Origin of the sequence: Priestia megaterium (assembly GCF_046599315.1) — a bacterium.
Lineage (GTDB): Bacteria > Bacillota > Bacilli > Bacillales > Bacillaceae_H > Priestia > Priestia megaterium_F.
The window spans coordinates 1103714-1122450 of record NZ_JBKIKC010000001.1 but is presented as its reverse complement, the minus strand read 5'-3'; the positions used below and the strand labels follow the sequence as shown (position 1 = coordinate 1122450).

Genomic DNA, 18737 nt, shown 5'->3' with positions numbered 1-18737 from the left:
GTATGCTAAATAACAATTTTTCTTCGGTTAAAATAATAAGCACAGCAAAAAGATGTGATTCGATGAAGAATCATATCTTTTTATTTTTTCTATAAACAAGTCTAAAAGAGAAGGAATTGGCATATAGTATGTTTTGTGTGCAATGATCTACATAGGAGGTTCTTTCTTCATGATTGACGTGTTAAGAAGAATATTGGTTGTATTGGTAATGGGGTTGTGTATAGGTCTTTTATTTTTGGGCGGACAAATGGTAAAAGCGGAGGAGAAGCAGTGGGAGTGGCCTGTTGAAGGGGTCTTGACTGATGTATTTGGTTCTCGTCATGCTAAACACTTTGGAATTGATATAGCAGCACCTGTTGGTACACAGGTGTATGCTGTTGAAAAAGGAGTGGTGAGCCGCTCTTATTATTCAAATACATATGGACAAGTTGTTTTTATCAAACAAACGAATGGATACGAAACGGTTTATGCCCATCTAGAGGAACGTTTTGTTGCAGAAGGAAGTCGCGTAGCTGCAGGTCAAAGCATTGGACGAGTTGGCAATACAGGGCGATCTTCAGGTGCACATTTGCATTTTGAAGTTCATCAAGGAAATTGGAGTCCGGATAAAACCAATGCAGTGAACCCGCTTGCTAAATTAGACAAACACAAACTATCAGCGTACGTAAAAAGTGATTTAGCTGCGACAGTTTTTCAGCAGTTACATTCTTCTCCTAATAACTGTATTCTTATCCATCAAGGAGATACATTATCTGAACTCGCAGTCAAATATGAAGTGGATGTGGAGCAGCTAAAAAAGTGGAATCATTTAGAGAATACGATGTTAAATGCAGGGCAAGTGTTAAAAATAAGTCCATAAAAAAAGAGCCGCTAAGGCTCTTCTTTTGAATATCACAGTTCAATACGCTGTATAGTCACAATCTCGCTTGTTTGTTTTAATGAGGTGATGACAGAATCATCTAAAAGTTTATCAAACGTGAGTATCATAATGGCTTCTCCGCCTTTTTGTTTGCGGCCAACTTGCATGGTAGCAATGTTAATACGTAAATCTCCAAGTACCTTACCTACATTTCCGATGACTCCAGGCTGATCACTGTGACGGATATAGAGAAGATGTCCTTCTGGATAAAAATCAATATCAAACGAATCGATATTAACAATTCGTGGTCCATATCCTGCTATATAGGTACCCGTAATGGTAAACGTACGCTGTTCGCCTGTTACTGTAACTTCAATCATATTGGAATATCCTTGCGTATCTTCCGATGTTTTTTCACCAAACGTAATGCCTCGTTCTTTGGCAATCATAGAGGCATTGACTTCATTAACAGGTGAATCAATACGATGAGTTAAAAATCCTGATAATAAGCTTCGTGTAATATAAGTGGTTTCCAAATCAGTCACTGTACCTCCGTAGGAGATAGAGATATGCTGGACAGGTTCTCGCATGCATTGTGATAAAATAGCTCCCATTTGTTTAGTAAGGCTCGTAAACGGCTGAATTTTTTCAAAAACTTCTTTAGAAAGCGTCGGCAAATTAATGGATGAACTTACAGGATTACCTTCTAGAAACCGAAGGACATCATGTGCCACGTCTTCAGCGACGTTAAGTTGAGCTTCTTTTGTAGAAGCGCCCAAATGGGGAGTGGTAATGACTTGATCAAAATGTAACAAAGGGTTGTCAAGCGGAGGTTCAACTTCAAATACGTCAATAGCTGCACCTTGAACATGACCAATTTCTAAATAATGAACTAAGGCTTTTTCATCAATAATCCCGCCGCGTGCGCAGTTTAATAAAAACACACCCTTCTTGGTTTTTGCCAACGTGTCATGGTTGAGCAATCCTTTTGTTTCTTTTGTAAGTGGAGTGTGGACGGTAATTACATCCGCCACCGCTAGTAATTCATCCAGGGATAATAGTTCTACGCCTAGCTTTTCAGCACGAGAAGAGGTTAAAAAAGGATCGTAAACGTGAACGCTCATATTGAAGGCTTTTGCACGTTTGGCAAGCTCTGAGCCAATTCGCCCAAATCCGATAATGCCTAGGTGTTTGCGATTAAGCTCTGTTCCAACAAATGCTGAGCGGTTCCATTCGCGCCCTTTAACTGATGCATTTCCTTGAGGGATATGTCGAAACAAGCTGGCCATCATAGCAAATGTATGTTCCGCCGTTGAAATGGTATTTCCGTTCGGCGCGTTAATAACGACGACTCCTCGTTTGGTTGAAGCTTCAATATCAATATTATCGACACCTACTCCAGCGCGAGCAACAATTTTTAAATTTGGCATTTTTGCCAGCAAATCTTCTGTAACCGTCGTAGCACTTCGTACTAAAAGTGCATCATACGTATGCAAATCATTCTCAACTTCTTCAACTTTTTTTCGAGTAAGATTCACATGAGGAGCTTCAAGTAGTGGAGCAAGGCCTTCATTGCTAATTGAATCAGCTACTAACACATTATACATTATGTGAACATCTCCCTTGGATTTTACTAACATCAAATATTTGATAATTTATCATGTTAAAAAAATTCTGTCAATTATATTCTTTAAACTTTACAATTAGTTATCAAATGTACAATTATGAATGTAAAATTGAAACTATAAATATGACATAATGCTGTTAGTTATGCGCTTATTTCTTAATATAACATATAACAACAGAAGTGAAGTTTATAAAATACATCAATTTAATAGGAATTAAAAAACTTCTTTATTTACTTTTAATTCGAGATAACATATAATAAATTCATAATTAAATATTGGTCTATCTTCGGGGCAGGGTGAAATTCCCGACCGGCGGTAATAAACAAAATGTTTGGAGCCCGCGAGCTTATATGTAATGCATACGAGCAGATTTGGTGAGATTCCAAAGCCGACAGTACAGTCTGGATGGGAGAAGGTGGAGGTTCAGCGTTCAAAACCTAATGTAATGAACGTTTATTAAATATGCCTGCCATGTCTCCTCTCAACGAATCATTTGTTGGGAGGTTTTTGCGTGGGGATATAAAGTTGAACCTTTCTTCTTTGAAGAGTGGATCACAAAGAAGGAGAGAGGCAAGATGCAACAAAGTAAGAAAACCCAAAATCTGGTTGTATTAGGAATGTTAAGTAGTATTGCTTATATTTTAATGATGATTAACTTTCCGATTCCTGATTACCTCCGTTTTTAACAATTGATTTTAGCGAAATTCCTGCACTAGTAGCAGCACTTGTGTTTGGACCCATGGCTGCTGTTATAGTAGAAGGGATAAAAAATTTATTAAATTATTTAATTCAAGGAAGTGCTACAGGCGTTCCAGTTGGTCAAGTAGCGAACTTTGTGGCTGGTTTACTGTTCGTTCTTCCCGTATCATACATGTTCCGTCGATTTAAAACAGCTAAAGGTTTAACGATAGGTTTGGTTGCGGGTACGGTTGTAATGACGGTGCTCATGGCTGTCTTAAATTATTATGTCTTCTTACCGGCGTATACAATCTTCTTGCAATCGCCAGAGATGTCTAGTGAGCAAGCACGTCAATATATCGTTGCGGGTATTCTGCCGTTTAACTTAATAAAAGGAGCAGCGACAGGAGTTATTTTTGTCTTATTGTTTTCAAAAATGAAGCAATGGATTACGCGTCGCGTTGCTGTTTAATTCAATCGCTCTCCGAAGGAGAGCGATTGTTATATATAAAAAAACCTGCAGCATGTACGACTACAGGTTTACTCACTACTTATTCAAATTTATTAGCATCGCCTTCGAATTTTTCATCCGCTACGCGAATTGAATCCGTTGGGCAGCCTTCCATTGCATCCATCATATCATCTTCTAGATCTTCTGGAATTTCTACTACACCTTGGTTATCATCTAATGTTACAAAGGCAATACCTTCATCATCATAATCATAAATGTCCGGTGCTGCTGCGCCGCATGCGCCGCATGCGATGCAAGTATCTTTATCAACAATTGTATATTTTGGCATAACAAGACCTCCTGTAAAGTGTTCGAAAATTTCTCATTATATAATCTCTTCGCGAATCAAGAGTGAAATTTCTCCTTATTCATTGTAAAATGATTTATAAAACTTTTCAATAGAAAAGTCACTGAGAATGCTTATCAAATCAAGGTTTCTTCACTTATCCAAGCGTTTTAATACATAAAGGAAAGAGCTGAAAAGCCTTTATCTCACATGCTATTGGTCACTTTTGGTACAATGAATGAGAAAGGAAGTTGACACCTTTGAATTATATTCAAGTTAGCATTTTATTTTGTATAAAGCAGTTAAAAGGTGAGCGAACTGCCTATGGTATTTATCATTTATTAACAGGTAAAAAGTCAGCTCAAACGATTCAAGACGGGAAAATTTTTGGAATCTCTTTTCTTTTTCAGTCATTTCTATACTTAGATAAACGATCTTTTGAAAACTGCGTTGCTTATTTGAAAGAACAGCAGTATATTGAAGAAACTGAAAACCAAAAGTATGTGATGACAGATAAGGGACGAGCACGGCTTGAAGATGAACTGACGGCTCGGCCTTTTCATCCAGCTTTAGACGGATGGAAATTTGCAAGCAGTACGCAATTATTTTTAGCAAGAATCACTTTGTTCATTCAGACCTTATCAAACCTACAGTATTTTCAAAAAGGGTTTTTACCCATTTCTAAAAATCCTGAGGTTATTCAATGGGTCAAAACGTATATTATGTCTCAAAAACAAACGCGTCAAGAGTTAGCAACAGAGTTATTCAAAGAGCTCCGAACGTGCTTGAAAGGTTGTAGCGAACGGGATGCGTCACTTTTTGTTTTGCAACTGACTGGATACCAAAGAGTAGGATTTACAAAAAATCAGTTAGCATATCAATATGACCTCGAGGAGCATTATGTTCATATTCAACTCTTAGGGGTTATTCACCATATCATTGAAAAAGTGAGTAAAAATAATGAAAGCTTTCCTGTGCTGTCTTCTTTTTTACAAGATCTATATTTAGAGTTGCCTTTGACGAGTTCAACTTTAAAAACGTATAGCTGGCTTCAACAAGGCAAGACGCTTGAAGAAATTGCTTATATAAGGCGTTTAAAAGAAAGTACGATTGAAGATCATATTGCAGAGTTAGCTCTGTTTGTTCCATCTTTTTCAATCGATGCGTACGTATCGCCTAAGCAGCAGGAGAAAATTATCTCAGCTTTTGAAGGTTTGCGTACAAATAAATTAAAGGTGATAAAGGAAGAAGTAAAAGACGATGTCACCTATTTTCAAATTCGTCTTGTATTAGCAAAACATTTTACCTGATACTAAAAAAAGTGGTGTTTGATGTGAAGATAGAACAACTTTTACAGAAGCAATTTGGCTATAGCCAATTTCGGCTAGGACAAAAAGAGATTATTCAAGATATTCTAACAGGTCATAATGTGTTAGCGGTTCTTCCTACAGGAACAGGAAAATCACTGTGCTATCAGCTCCCAGCTTATTTGTTGAATCGACCGGTGCTTATTGTATCTCCTTTAATTTCACTGATGGAAGATCAAGTTCAACAACTAAAAGCAAACGGAGAAAAGAGAGTTATTGCCTTAAACAGTTTTCTACAACAAGAAGAAAAACGACGAGCGTTAAAAGATTTAGCTTTTTATCGTTTTATTTATGCATCTCCTGAAATTTTGCAAAATGCTGTTGTAGTAGATGCATTAAAGCAGGCAAAGGTAGGCCTTTTCGTTGTGGACGAGGCACACTGTATTTCCCAGTGGGGACATGATTTTCGTTTAGATTATCTCCATTTAGGAGATATATGGAAGGAACTTGGCAGTCCGCTATGTCTAGCATTAACGGGAACTGCGACCAAGGAAGTAGTGGAAGATATTAAGCGCTACTTATCGCTGCCTGCTGTCAAAGAGCACATCTATTCCATGAATCGAAGTAATATTGCGATGGAAGTTGATTTCGTGGCAAGTATTGAAGAGAAAAAAGAGAAGTTACTGATGTACGTTAGTGAACTGCAAAGTCCGGGAATTATCTATTGTTCCAGTCGATCTTGGACAGAAGCATTAACACAGCTTCTAAAGGAAAATGGGATACAGCGAGTGCAGTATTACCACGGCGGAATGGAACCGAATGAAAGAATGCTTGTTCAACAGCAATTTTTAGAAAATCAGCTTGATATCATTTGTTGTACAAGTGCATTCGGAATGGGAGTTAACAAATCGAATGTTCGCTTTGTTATTCATTTTCATACACCTACGCAGCTAGAGGCATACGTACAGGAAATTGGAAGAAGCGGACGCGACCAGCGAAAAAGTATGGCAATCTTGCTTTATGCTGAAGGAGACGATGATTTTGCTCATTCTTTACTTGAAATGGAACTTCCTTCTTCAGATATTATCTTATACTGCTTGTCCTATTTACGAAATCACGATCTGGCCATTCCTTTAAAACAAGTAGAGTCTCATTTTCTTTATACAGTGGGTATTCAAGAAACACATTGGCGATTTATTCGTTATTATTTGTACAGAGAAAATGTAGTGGAAAATGAGCATGTTGAACCTTGGAAAATTCCTGAATCGCTGTATGAAACGATTGTTGCAGCTGTAAATAAACGTCTCCGCAACAAACATGACAAGTACCGTGCGATGAAGGGGTTTATTGAGACAAAAGAATGCCGTCGTCAAGTGCTCCTTGGCTATTTCAATGAGCAGGGAAGATCAGAGCTTGAGAACTGTTGCGATTGCTGTGGCTTGAATTTAGAGACTTATAAAAAAACAAATGATGAGCAAGAGCAGTGGACATTTCAAAGCTGGGAATTAGAATTAGCTCGTTTGCTTCGTCAAGGAGAGATATAATGGCAAAATCACAGCAAGAGCTTATTTCATCCATGACAGATGCAGAGCTGGTTAAAAATTTATATGTAACACAGCTGCTCATCTGCTTCATTGCTTTAGTCATCGGTTTTTTTACATTCGATTCATGGCATTCCTTTTTGCAATTTTTTCAGCTGGATTGGCCTTCTATTTTATTGTACGGAGGAGGAACGGCTCTTTTTGTAGTAATAGGAGATACGCTTCTAATGAAATATGTGCCTGAGCATTTATACGATGACGGAGGGATTAATGAACGTTTATTTGCTAATCGTTCTATTCCTCATCTAGCCCTTATTTGTCTAATAGTTGCATGTTCAGAAGAAGTATTATTTCGAGGAGTTATACAAGTTCAGTTTGGCCTGTTTTGGGCGAGTATCATATTTGCACTCGTTCACATTCGATATTTAAAAAAGTGGTTTCTTTTTATTTCGGTTGTAGTTTTAAGCTTTTTAATAGGGCTACTTTTTTGCTGGACCGAAAATTTATATGTCACTATTTTTACTCATTTTCTCATTGATTTTCTACTGGGTCTGCAGATACGAAAGTCAAAAGGGAAATCAGTGCACCCAGAAGAAATAATGCAGTAAAGATTAAGGAAACAGCCATTATTTTCAGTGCTACTCACATAATCTTTTATGTTCCCTCATATGTTGTACTAGCATATAAGGGGGTGGAATGATGGAAAACAAGGTAATAGACTTTGAAAGCGATGAGCCACTTCAATATATATTAGCGAGCGTTATTAAAAGAAAAGAAGCGGTTAATAAGCTGAGAGCTAAAGAGAAAAAATGGAAGCTTTTATTTTTAGCCAGTGTAACGGCTGTCATTTGCTACTTTTTTTTTCTTTTTCAAAGCGGTTTTTTTCCTACGTTTAGTGAATTTTTTTCATTTTTATTAGGCAATATAGGTCATTTGATGTTTCTATTGCTTACCGTCTCACTTTATTTTTATACTGTACAGCTGCGGAAAAGAGGTGAGAAAGCAGAAAAGACTTTTCAAGATTTACGCTGTGAGATTATCAAAAGAAGCAAAGAGCTATGGGAGACGCCTGAAACATGGGAGCACCGAAAAGAAACGTTCCGCTGGATGCAGTCAACTTATGGAATTAACTTATATCATGAAAATAAATAGAATCGCATGAAAAAGCCTCTTTTTACATAGAAGTTTAGTGAAGGGGGTTTTTTTGTGAGGGATTGGTTTAACTTGTTGGCTGCATGGTTATGCAGTTATTATATCGGTAGTTTAACGGCTGTAGGTTCAAAAGCCTCGTTGACATATTTACTTATCCAAATGATTTTACATCCGTTAGATGTGTTTGGTATTATAATCTTATTTTTTACAGCTCTTTTTTGTCTGTCGGCAGCAGTTCGTAAAGTGTTTCTGCAAAGTCGGTTGTTTTTAAAAGGCTATGAGGTAAAATGGCATGAATATCTTGTTTCATGTCTATGTGTGATAGGGATTGTATCGTTAAGTACAATTGCGCTTTATCAAGTAGTAGGTTTGTTAACAATTGCAACAATTTATGCCCTTTCTTCTTTAACAGAAACACACCGTGTATAAAATGAAAAGAAGGAGAATATATGGTTATTCTTTTAATTATTTTAGTGTTAGGCATAGGCTTGCTGATTTTTATGTTTTCAGAAGCCCATCGTACATATGTAGAAGAACGAACGATTCCTTTGTCAACATTTCCTGAAAATCAACAGCCTTTGCGCCTGTTTTTTATATCAGATATACATAAACGAACAGTTTCGTCGAAGCTGTTGGAAAAAATACCTGATGAAGTAGATTTTGTGATTATAGGCGGTGATTTACTAGAAGGAGGAGTGCCTTTATCTCGTGCTCGTCAAAATATTCAAAAGCTTAAAACGCTGGGGCCCGTCTATTTTGTGTGGGGAAATAATGATTACGAAGTAAGTCAAATGCAATTGAAGCAGATGCTTAAAGACGAGGGAGTCATTGCCCTTAAAAACGAGCATGTTTCTGCAGTTTCTAAACATGGTACTACATGCCATTTTGCGGGAGTAGATGATTTATCAGAAGGTAAGATGAATCTAAAGAGAGCTGTTCCTTCAATTGAACGTGAGCAGCTTACCATTCTTCTAAGCCACAATCCTGATATTATCTATTATATAGACGAGAAATCAAAAATAGATTTAATTTTGAGTGGACATACACACGGAGGACAGATACGCTTATTTAATTTTGGTATGTATGAATTAGGAGGGCTGAAAGAAAAAAAACAGATTCCTCTTTTTGTCAGTAATGGGTATGGTACAACCTCTTTGCCACTCCGTTTACAAGCTCGAGCAGAGACGCATTATATCACTTTAAAAAGGAAAGAATAGCCTTGAACAAACTCTTTACATAGCATATACAAATTTTACACACAGGATAACTTATCCTATAATTCAATTAATAGGTACAGTTCACGAAGAGTAGTTGGAGGTTACGTATGGCTCACGAAGGGAAGTATAATATTAAAGCCATCTCAAATATGGTCGGAATCCAGCCGGGAACTTTGCGCGCATGGGAACGACGTTATCAAATTTTAAATCCTGTCCGCAATGATTCGGGACATCGGTTATATACAGAGGAAGATTTGCGAAAGTTAAAATGGCTCACGGAAAAAGTGAGCGGAGGTTTTACCATTAGTCAAGCGGTTTCGTTATTAGAAACGGAAAGTAGCACAGTGGGAACGTTTGAAGAAGAGGGAGAAGTGGACTCCCCTCAAAAAATTAGAAATGAGCTGTTAACTATGCTTTTATCTTTTGAAGAAGGAAAAGCACAGGATTTAATTAATCATGCTTTTAGCCTGTATTCGGTAGAAAAAGTGGTTATTGATATTTTGGGTTCTCTACTCGTGACAGTTGGCGATATGTGGGAAAAAGGGCAAATTACAAGTGCTCATGAGCATTATACAACTCAATTATTAAAAACGCGTATCAGTATGATCTTTTATTCGCTTCCTTCAAATGGCTTGTTGCCTAAAGCGATTGCTGTATGCGGTCCTAATGAGACACATGAAGGGGGACTTCTAGTTTTTACACTATTTTTACGTCGTAAAGGGTTTGAGGTTATCTATTTAGGAAGCAGCATTGAAGATAAAGATGTTGAATTAATTGTCAAAGAAGTGAACCCAACATTTTTATTTATGTCATGTACAATGATGGGAAATGCTGATAAAACACTAAATTTGACGAATCAAATGATAAAGAAATTCCCGCATCTTAAAGTAGGATTAGGCGGTTATGTATTTGATGGTTTAGATAGTAAAAGAAAAATTGAGGCTCAGCCGTTTATTTTAGGAAATACAAAAGAAGAGTGGAACAGCTGGCTAACAAAAAAATTAGCAGAAATTGATTGAGAATAGCTTGTCTTTCCTATCATAAACCTGTAAACTCGTAAGTAAACATCACGAACCGTTTTCCAAAAAATACATATACTGCATTATCGAACCATGTGGTTATGAGTGCAAGCGGGGAGGGACGCTAATGAGGCTTGAACGATTAAACTATAATAAGCTAAAAGTTTTTTTGACCTACGATGATTTAAAAGAAAGAGGGTTAACAAAAGAAGATCTATGGACAGATACTTTCAAAGTAAAGCAGCTTTTTCGCGAGATGATAGAGCAAGCTTCTCAGGAACTGAACTTTGAACCTACAAATTCTCTTTCGGTAGAAGTTTTTTCACTTCAAGCACAGGGAATGGTTGTATTTGTGACAAAGCAGTATGAGGAAGAAGCCAGCTATGGTGAGCTCGATGAAGACGAGTTTGAGGACTTCATTGAAATGCAGGTCATGCTAGATGAAAGCGAGGACATGTTTTTTGAGTTTGATTCATTTGAAGATGTCATTCAGCTGACCAAACGCATGTCAAACTTTTACGACACGGATAGTGTACTCTATTCATTCGAAAAACGTTTTTACGTGCTGTTGGATTATCACATGCTGTCACCAGCTGAAGTTGGGAATATGATTGCGGTTTTAGCGGAGTATGGAAATCCCTCTACAATTACAAAGCACCGCGTAAATGAATATGGAAAAATGTTAGTAGAAAAGAGAGCTTTGGAGTATATTAACTCTGTCTTTTCTTAACTGTTTAACTGAAATGATTACACCCGTGAAGGATAAAACACTTTTATTAAAATAAGAGTGGCTGCATTTTCAGCTCGTACAAAGTTGTTGAAAGTGCTCTTTATCACCGGGTGTTTTTTATTTTTTTAAGACGATTAAAGCATACTAGAAAAGAGGCAGACTTAAAATATTGTAGCATACCTTATAAAGTCAATGGAAGCGTTTTCTTAGAAGAGCACAAAAAATACTAAAAGTTCGATATTTTCCTTTGCAATGTAAAACTAAGGGTGTATACTATGTCATGAAAGAAGCACCATTCAATTAAAAACGAATAATTTTCGATACATTTTAGGAGGTTTACAGATGGTAGCCGACAAGATGCAAGACAGTAAAAATAGTCAAGAAGAGAAGCATGATGTTTTAAAATCTACACAAACAGTGATACATAAAGCGTTAGAAAAACTAGGCTATCCTGATGAAGTGTATGAACTATTAAAAGAGCCATTACGAATGATGACAGTAAAAATTCCTGTTCGTATGGATGACGGATCAGTTAAGATCTTTACAGGTCACCGAGCGCAGCATAACGATGCAGTTGGTCCTACGAAGGGTGGCATTCGTTTTCACCCAAACGTAACTGAAAAAGAAGTAAAAGCTCTATCTATATGGATGAGTTTAAAATGTGGAATCGTTGACCTTCCTTACGGTGGAGGAAAAGGTGGAATTGTTTGTGATCCTCGAAATATGTCTTTTGGAGAATTAGAACGTTTAAGCCGCGGATATGTTCGTGCGATTAGCCAAATTGTTGGACCAACGAAGGATATTCCAGCGCCGGATGTGTTTACAAATTCACAAATTATGGCTTGGATGATGGATGAATACAGCCGTATTGATGAATTTAACTCACCGGGCTTTATTACTGGAAAGCCTCTTGTCTTAGGTGGTTCGCATGGCCGTGAAACAGCGACTGCAAAAGGAGTAACTATTTGTATTCGTGAAGCAGCGAAAAAAAGAGGCATTGAATTACAAGGTGCACGAGTAGTAGTACAAGGATTTGGAAATGCAGGAAGCTTTTTAGCTAAGTTCATGCACGATGCTGGCGCTAAAATTGTAGGGATATCTGATGCATACGGAGCGCTGCATGATCCTAATGGTCTAGATATTGATTATTTATTAGATCGACGTGATAGCTTTGGCACAGTAACGAAATTATTCAATAATACAATTAGCAACAAAGAGCTGCTTGAACTTGACTGTGACATCCTAGTTCCAGCTGCAATTGAAAATCAAATTACAGAAGAAAATGCTCATAACATTCAAGCGAATATTGTTGTAGAAGCAGCAAATGGACCAACAACCCTTGAAGCAACGCGCATCTTGTCAGAAAGAGGAATTTTATTAGTTCCAGATGTTTTGGCCAGTGCTGGTGGTGTAACAGTATCTTATTTTGAATGGGTGCAGAACAATCAAGGTTATTATTGGACGGAAGAAGAAGTAGAAGAAAAGCTTGAAAAAGTAATGGTTAAATCATTTAATAACATTTATGAAACCTCTACAACTCGAAAAGTCGACATGCGTCTAGCTGCTTATATGGTAGGCGTAAGAAAAATGGCAGAAGGCTCTCGTTTCAGAGGCTGGATTTAAAAACAAAACAGCAGAACAATTGCGTAAATAGAAAAAATCTCCTATCATTAATGAGGAGATTTTTTTGTTTTACACTACGTTAAAATAGAAAAAAGGTGCGTTTACAACTGAAGGAGTGACAGGCATGAAGAAAGAAAAAGTAATTATTGTTGGCGGAGGACCATGTGGCCTTTCAGCAGCTATTGAGCTTCAACATACAGGTATTGATGCTCTTGTAATTGAAAAAGGGAATATTGTAAATGCAATTTATAACTATCCGACACACCAAACGTTTTTTAGTTCCAGTGAAAAGTTAGAAATTGGAGATGTCCCTTTCATTACAGAAAATCGTAAGCCTGTGCGCAACCAAGCTCTTGCTTATTACCGAGAAGTAGTGAAACGCAAGCAGGTTCGGATTCAGCCGTTTGAACGTGTCTTGCAAGTAGACAGACAAGCGGAAAATCAATTTATTATTACAACATCTAAAGAGACGTACGAAGCAGAGAATGTCATTATCGCTACGGGCTATTACGATCATCCTAATTATATGAATGTTCCTGGAGAAGATTTATCAAAGGTATTTCATTATTTTAAAGAAGCTCATCCGTACTTTGATAAAGATGTAGTCGTCATCGGTGGGAAAAACTCTAGCGTCGATGCAGCTCTAGAATTAGTGAAATGTGATGCAAGAGTGACGGTTATTTATCGTGGCTCAGATTATTCCCCTAGCGTAAAACCTTGGATATTGCCTGAATTCGAAGCGCTTGTTAGAAATGGAACGATTCAAATGCACTTTAATGCTCATGTAACAAAGATAACGGATGAAACGGTTACATATGAGCAGGAAGGAAAAGAATATACGATTAGTAACGACTTCGTTTTTGCCATGACTGGCTATCACCCTGATCACTCATTTTTAACAAAAATGGGGGTAGAATTAGATAAGGAAACGGGCCGCCCTTTTTTTAACGAAGAGACAATGGAAACAAACGTAAAAGGGATTTATATCGCTGGGGTGATTGCTGCAGGAAACAATGCTAATGAAATTTTTATTGAAAATGGACGTTTTCATGGAAAATCAATCGCTTCTCATATTATCAGCAAAAACAACGCATAGGCCTCTATGCGTTGTTTAACTAATGATTAAATAGCTGCTGCAGTTCATCATGATTCTTAGTTACTTGTAGAGCAACTAACAGTTTAATGCGTGCTTTAGGGCCATTTAAGCCATTTGAGAAAATAACGCCCATCTCTTTTAACTGCTTGCCACCGCCTTCATATCCATATACATCCTGAGCAATTCCATTAAAACAGCGGGAAACGAGCACGATGGGTATCTTTCGCTTTAAAAGCAATTGAATTCCAGGAAGTGTAAGGGGCGGGAGATTTCCTTGGCCGAGGGCTTCAATTACAATTCCATCAACATTCATTGAAGCTGCTGCATGAAATAACTGATCGTCCATTCCTGCATAAGCTTTTAATAAAATGATTTGTTTATCTATCTGATTGACAGGGTAAAATTCGTGTTCTGTAGGCATGTGGTGAAAAGATATACCGCGTTTTGTGATTAATCCTATTGGACCGTACTGAGGACTTTGAAATGTCGCCACGTTGCTTGTGTGGGTCTTAGTCACATTTTCAGCTGTATGAATTTCATCATTCATCACAACTAAAACGCCTTTTCCTTTTGCACCGTCACTAATAGCTACCCGAACCGCAGATATAAAATTATAAGGACCGTCTGAACCAATCTCATTGCTTGATCTCATAGCTCCAGTTAAGACAATTGGAATATCTGTATGCACTGTTAAATCTAAAAAATAAGCGGTTTCTTCCAGCGTGTCTGTACCGTGGGTTAACACGACTGCATCAATGTTACCCTCATTAATTTTATTACGTATTTTTTTTGAAAGCATAAGCATTTCCTTAGGAGTAATGTGAGGAGAAGGCAGATGAAATGCTTCTTCTACTATTACATTGGCCATGCCTGAAACAGATGATGTTGAGCGGTGAAGCGGATTTTGAATATCTGGTGTTACCGATCCAGTTGCCATGTCTTCTTTCATAGAGATTGTACCGCCTGTGTGAAGAATATAAACAGTTTTCATAGAGAGCTCCTTTCAATTTTTCATATAAGTATGATACATTTTTTGGTATACTTGTTTAAGGTCTTTGTTAGGCTTTGTAAATCGACAGCAAGTTATGTGAGCATTTACATATAAAAATAAGGACATTATAGACGGAGATTTTCATCCTAAAGATAACATGTTACTATTAAAAAAAATAGAGGAGATGAGGCGCTATTTATGTTGGCGATTGTATCTGCAGGCATTGCGCCAGGATTGGCATTGTTAAGTTTTTTTTATTTGAAAGATGAATACGAAACTGAGCCGATTTCAATGGTATTAAAAACATTTATTTTTGGAGCAATGCTTGTTTTGCCAATTATGTTTATTCAATATGTATTTGGTGAGGAACACGTTTTTCAATCACCCTTTCTTGAAGCATTTTTTACGACAAGCTTTTTAGAAGAATTTTTTAAATGGTTCATCTTATATTTCACAATTTACCAGCATGTTGAATTTGATGAGCATTATGATGGAATTGTTTACGGAGCAGCTGTTTCATTAGGTTTTGCTACCGTTGAAAATATTTTATATTTGTTTGCAAATGGTTTAGAATCAGCGCTAGGAAGAGCCTTTTTGCCCGTATCTAGTCATGCTTTATTCGGAGTCATTATGGGGTATTATCTAGGAAAAGCAAAGTTTTCCGAAGGAAAAGAAAAAACGAAGTGGACGCTGTACTCCGTATTCGCGCCGCTCATTTTACATGGAACATATGATTATATCTTAAAAACAATGGATCATTGGGTATTTATTATTATTCCATTTATGATTTATTTATGGTGGCTGGCGTTAAGAAAAGTAAAAAAGGCCAAACAGCCATCGATTGTCTAGGCTCAGCTTGTAAATCTTTTTTGAAAGGTTTGCAAGCTGAGTTTTTTCATTTCGGTAAATTTTGCGCATCTTGTATAAAAAAACAACCTTTACAAAAAATACTCCTATCATCTTATCAGTTACATACGATGTAGGAGGTTTTGTCATGTTATCATTTCGATGTTTTAAAAAGTATGCATGTCTCATATGCATATGTTCATTCATTGCAGCGTCCGTTGTGAGTCCAAAGGCCGCTCACGCGTTTTCAAATCAAGTCATTCAACACGGAGCAGTTGGAGATGACGTTATTGAGCTGCAGTCGAGACTTCAGTATTTAGGTTATTATAACGGGAAAATTGACGGTGTATTTGGATGGAGCACATACTGGGCACTGCGCAATTTTCAATATGAATTTGGGATTAAAAAAATTGACGGTTTAGCAGGTTGGCAAACAAAGATTAAGTTAGCCAATGCAACAAAATACCACGAAAACTATGTGAAAAATCAAATTAGAAAGGGGAATAAATTTACGCATTATGGAGGTCAACCTCTTGATCAGCAGTCTAAAGGAAGCGGTAGTAGCGGTGGAAAAAGCAATGGGAACATGGGACAGCAAAAAGCACCAAGCGGATCTTCTCAAGTAAGAAAGCCCGCCAATCAACCGCAGCGTAATGCTTCTAAAGGAAGTTCTGAACAAGCGAAGGAAAAAGCCCAAAAGCCAACAGCTGTGAACGTACCGAGCGGTTTTTCGCAAAATGATATTCAGCTCATGGCGAATGCTGTGCATGGTGAAGCACGGGGTGAACCATATAATGGCCAAGTAGCCGTAGCAGCTGTTATTTTAAACCGAGTTAACAGTCCGTCATTTCCAAATACAGTCGCTGGAGTTATTTTTGAACCGCGTGCATTTACTGCCGTAGCAGATGGACAAATTTGGCTTGAGCCTAATCCAACATCTAAAAAAGCGGTTATGGATGCTATTAACGGATGGGATCCTACTGGAAATGCTATTTATTACTTTAATCCGGATACAGCAACAAGCGCATGGATTTGGTCGCGTCCTCAAATTAAGCAAATCGGGAAACACATTTTCTGTCGATAAAGAGAGGTGAAGGAAACATGATTCGAACAATCTTAATTGTATTATTAGCTATTGGTGTTGTAGGTGTAGGGTATTGGGGGTACAGTGAACATCAAGAGAAAGACGCTGTGCTGCTTCAAGCGGAGAATACGTATCAACGAGCATTTCATGATTTGTCATATCAACTAGATTTATTAAATGATAAAATTGGCGGCACGCTCGCCATGAGTTCGAGAGATCAGCTCTCGCCTGCGCTTGCAGAAGTATGGCGTTTAACTTCTGAAGCTCATAACAATGTAGGACAACTGCCTTTATCACTTTTACCGTTCAATAAAACAGAAGAGTTTCTTTCAGATGTTGGTGACTTTACGTATAAAGTGGCGGTAAGGGATTTAAGTAAATCACCCTTGACAGATAAAGAGTATAAAACGTTAAACTCTCTTTATGACCAGTCAGGCGAAATTCAAAATGAAATGCGTCAAGTGCAGCATCTAGTTATTGATAATAACTTGCGCTGGATGGATGTTGAGCTAGCGCTGGCCACAAAAGAAAAGCAAGGGGACAATACGATTATTGACGGGTTGAAAACCGTTGAAAAAAGTATGGATTCTTTTGCCGAAACAGATTTAGGCGTTATGAATGCAACGAATGAGCAGGAAAAAAATGCTTTTCATCAATTAAAAGGTAGAGAAGTTAGTGAAGAGGTTGCAAAACAAGTGGCACGTTCGTTTTTGGATTTAAAAGGAAATGAAAAAATTCATGTTGTAAAGAGCGGAAAAGATGCCGATTATGAGGTGTACAGCTTAACCATAACAGATCCAAAGACTAAACAAGAAACGTATATGGACGTTACACAAAAAGGTGGATATCCGCTTTGGGTGCTCGAAGATCGAGATATTAAAAAACAAAATATTAGCTTAAACGACGCTATGAACAAAGCGAATAAGTTTTTAAAAGATCACCGTTTTGAAAGCCTAGTGATGGCTGAAAGCGCTCAATACGATAATATGGGAGTCTTTACATTCGTAGAACAAACGGAAAGTGGAGTCCGGATTTATCCGGATTCAGTCAAAATGAAAATGTCCTTAGAAGATGGATCTGTTATTGGTTTCTCGGCTAAAGACTTTTTATTAAAGCATCGTACAAGAGATATTCCAAAACCTAAAATATCGAAAGAACAAGCGAGAACTAAACTAAATTCTAATGTGAAAGTGATGGAAGACCGCTTAGCAATTATTACGAATGATTTAAACGAAGAAGTACTATGCTATGAGTTTTTAGGAACAATAAAGAATGATACGTATCGAATTTTCATCAATGCCGACACGGGTTTTGAAGAAAAAGTTGAAAAATTGCAAAACTCAGAACCTTTATATAATGAAGTGTAAAGTTAATAAAAACCGGTGTGTATACACACCGGTTTTTATGTGTGACATAAGAATTTTTGATTCTAAATAACTAATTTTTTTACCCAGGCGATAGAAAGTTAAAATCCATCCAAAGAAGAAATTTTTTCCGTATGCCTCTTACAGTGAAGGCCGTGATAAAAAGTGAACAAGAACAGCAGGAAGTAATGGGAATAATGACCAAAAACATCAGTGCCGGTGGAGTTGCGGGCTCATTCCATCATTCACTCCTTTTTAATGAGAAAGATTCGGTTGTTGTATGATTAAGTCTTCCTAATAGTGAGGGAGCTTTGCACCATCTTGAATTAAAAGGAGAAATTGTGCGAATTACCGCCTCGACTTCTTTTAAAGCAGGACAGCTATCTATTAAATTTATTGATATGGATAAACAAACGAAAGAAATGATGATTCGTTATACATTAAAGCGACAGCTCGACCTAAGGAGAAAAGGGCTTCTCTAGCGTATAAAAAAAACTTCTCTTTCCTAAACTGTAAGCAAAGGTATTACTTCTTACAAAAGGAGGAAAAAGATGAATCGGATAGAACGGATATTAATTAAACTAGTGGTTATTCAATTTGTATTTTTGATAATTGCCCAATGTATTTTACTATCTAGCAGTCACAGTACATATTTTTCAAAGGTTATTCAGTATGAGGGAGTTAGCAAAAATAATTTCAATAAAATTATTGAAACATTCGACCAGTAGTCGGACGTATGGTAGAATAACTAGGAAAGAAACATGCAGTGAACACCAGGCAGGAGAAGACCCCCTGCTCTTTTTTT

General features: G+C 37.3%; 20 protein-coding genes, 1 pseudogene and 1 riboswitch. Of the genes and pseudogenes, 18 read left to right on the top strand and 3 right to left on the bottom strand.

Annotated features, from left to right (window positions below):
• The first annotated feature begins 169 nt into the window (after nt 1-169).
• Complete coding sequence (locus ACLHDF_RS06125; protein WP_413918048.1) at nt 170-859, top strand: peptidoglycan DD-metalloendopeptidase family protein; 690 nt, start codon at nt 170-172, stop codon at nt 857-859.
• A 32-nt stretch (nt 860-891) separates the two neighbouring features.
• Here ACLHDF_RS06125 and serA read toward each other — a convergent pair whose 3' ends face one another.
• Nucleotides 892-2466: a phosphoglycerate dehydrogenase gene (gene serA, locus ACLHDF_RS06120; protein ID WP_413918047.1), complete on the bottom strand. Its 1575-nt coding sequence runs from the start codon at nt 2464-2466 to the stop codon at nt 892-894.
• Between the two features lie 299 nt (nt 2467-2765).
• Nucleotides 2766-2908: riboswitch (FMN riboswitch) on the top strand.
• A 154-nt stretch (nt 2909-3062) separates the two neighbouring features.
• On the opposite strand from serA, the pseudogene ACLHDF_RS06115 reads away from it, so the two are divergent.
• A pseudogene (locus ACLHDF_RS06115) lies at nt 3063-3637 on the top strand (ECF transporter S component).
• A 79-nt stretch (nt 3638-3716) separates the two neighbouring features.
• Here ACLHDF_RS06115 and ACLHDF_RS06110 read toward each other — a convergent pair.
• Entirely contained in the window at nt 3717-3965 is a 249-nt protein-coding gene (locus ACLHDF_RS06110; RefSeq protein ID WP_013059046.1) for a ferredoxin, read from the bottom strand.
• 257 nt (nt 3966-4222) lie between these two features.
• On the opposite strand from ACLHDF_RS06110, the gene ACLHDF_RS06105 reads away from it, so the two are divergent.
• The 10 genes from ACLHDF_RS06105 (at nt 4223) to ACLHDF_RS06060 (ending at nt 13647) form a co-directional block, all read left to right on the top strand.
• The gene (locus ACLHDF_RS06105) at nt 4223-5272 is read left to right on the top strand and encodes a helix-turn-helix domain-containing protein (protein ID WP_413918046.1); all 1050 of its coding nucleotides are present in this window, start codon (nt 4223-4225) and stop codon (nt 5270-5272) included.
• A gap of 23 nt (nt 5273-5295) precedes the next feature.
• Nucleotides 5296-6813, top strand: a complete 1518-nt coding sequence (locus ACLHDF_RS06100) for a RecQ family ATP-dependent DNA helicase (RefSeq protein WP_413918045.1) — start codon at nt 5296-5298, stop codon at nt 6811-6813.
• Nucleotides 6813-7418, top strand: coding sequence for a lysostaphin resistance A-like protein (locus tag ACLHDF_RS06095; RefSeq protein WP_413918044.1), 606 nt, complete (start codon nt 6813-6815; stop codon nt 7416-7418). The genes ACLHDF_RS06100 and ACLHDF_RS06095 overlap by 1 nt, the downstream gene beginning before the upstream one ends.
• 91 nt (nt 7419-7509) lie before the next feature.
• Nucleotides 7510-7962: a DUF2663 family protein gene (locus ACLHDF_RS06090; RefSeq protein WP_413918043.1), complete on the top strand. Its 453-nt coding sequence runs from the start codon at nt 7510-7512 to the stop codon at nt 7960-7962.
• A 54-nt stretch (nt 7963-8016) separates the two neighbouring features.
• The gene (locus ACLHDF_RS06085; RefSeq protein ID WP_413918042.1) at nt 8017-8391 is read left to right on the top strand and encodes a hypothetical protein; all 375 of its coding nucleotides are present in this window, start codon (nt 8017-8019) and stop codon (nt 8389-8391) included.
• A 20-nt stretch (nt 8392-8411) separates the two neighbouring features.
• Nucleotides 8412-9179: a metallophosphoesterase gene (locus tag ACLHDF_RS06080; protein ID WP_413918041.1), complete on the top strand. Its 768-nt coding sequence runs from the start codon at nt 8412-8414 to the stop codon at nt 9177-9179.
• Between the two features lie 107 nt (nt 9180-9286).
• Complete coding sequence (locus ACLHDF_RS06075) at nt 9287-10198, top strand: MerR family transcriptional regulator (RefSeq protein WP_413918040.1); 912 nt, start codon at nt 9287-9289, stop codon at nt 10196-10198.
• A 127-nt stretch (nt 10199-10325) separates the two neighbouring features.
• Nucleotides 10326-10928 carry a genetic competence negative regulator gene (locus ACLHDF_RS06070; protein ID WP_413918039.1) on the top strand — a complete coding sequence of 201 codons (603 nt, stop codon included), beginning with the start codon at nt 10326-10328 and terminating at the stop codon, nt 10926-10928.
• A gap of 357 nt (nt 10929-11285) precedes the next feature.
• On the top strand, nt 11286-12551 hold the full coding sequence (locus tag ACLHDF_RS06065) for a Glu/Leu/Phe/Val family dehydrogenase (RefSeq protein WP_413918273.1): 1266 nt from the start codon (nt 11286-11288) through the stop codon (nt 12549-12551).
• A gap of 124 nt (nt 12552-12675) precedes the next feature.
• Nucleotides 12676-13647 carry a YpdA family putative bacillithiol disulfide reductase gene (locus ACLHDF_RS06060; RefSeq protein ID WP_413918038.1) on the top strand — a complete coding sequence of 324 codons (972 nt, stop codon included), beginning with the start codon at nt 12676-12678 and terminating at the stop codon, nt 13645-13647.
• A gap of 19 nt (nt 13648-13666) precedes the next feature.
• Here the strand turns inward: ACLHDF_RS06060 and ACLHDF_RS06055 are convergent, their stop codons facing one another.
• Nucleotides 13667-14638, bottom strand: coding sequence for an asparaginase (locus tag ACLHDF_RS06055; RefSeq protein ID WP_413918037.1), 972 nt, complete (start codon nt 14636-14638; stop codon nt 13667-13669).
• Between the two features lie 198 nt (nt 14639-14836).
• Here ACLHDF_RS06055 and prsW point away from each other — a divergent pair, with 198 nt between their 5' ends.
• From prsW to ACLHDF_RS06025, 6 genes are all read left to right on the top strand, one after another.
• A complete protein-coding gene (prsW, locus tag ACLHDF_RS06050) occupies nt 14837-15487 on the top strand; it encodes a glutamic-type intramembrane protease PrsW (protein WP_116073497.1) in 651 nt (216 codons plus the stop codon).
• A 145-nt stretch (nt 15488-15632) separates the two neighbouring features.
• Nucleotides 15633-16568, top strand: coding sequence for a spore cortex-lytic enzyme (gene sleB, locus ACLHDF_RS06045; RefSeq protein WP_413918036.1), 936 nt, complete (start codon nt 15633-15635; stop codon nt 16566-16568).
• Nucleotides 16569-16585: 17 nt separating this feature from the next.
• On the top strand, nt 16586-17935 hold the full coding sequence (gene ypeB / locus ACLHDF_RS06040; RefSeq protein ID WP_413918035.1) for a germination protein YpeB: 1350 nt from the start codon (nt 16586-16588) through the stop codon (nt 17933-17935).
• Between the two features lie 107 nt (nt 17936-18042).
• The gene (locus ACLHDF_RS06035) at nt 18043-18216 is read left to right on the top strand and encodes a PilZ domain-containing protein (protein ID WP_413918272.1); all 174 of its coding nucleotides are present in this window, start codon (nt 18043-18045) and stop codon (nt 18214-18216) included.
• Between the two features lie 27 nt (nt 18217-18243).
• Nucleotides 18244-18414 (top strand): hypothetical protein, encoded by a 171-nt coding sequence (locus tag ACLHDF_RS06030; RefSeq protein ID WP_413918034.1) that lies wholly within the window; start codon nt 18244-18246, stop codon nt 18412-18414.
• Nucleotides 18415-18483: 69 nt separating this feature from the next.
• Nucleotides 18484-18660, top strand: coding sequence for a YpfB family protein (locus tag ACLHDF_RS06025; protein WP_013059030.1), 177 nt, complete (start codon nt 18484-18486; stop codon nt 18658-18660).
• The last annotated feature ends 77 nt before the right edge of the window (nt 18661-18737 follow it).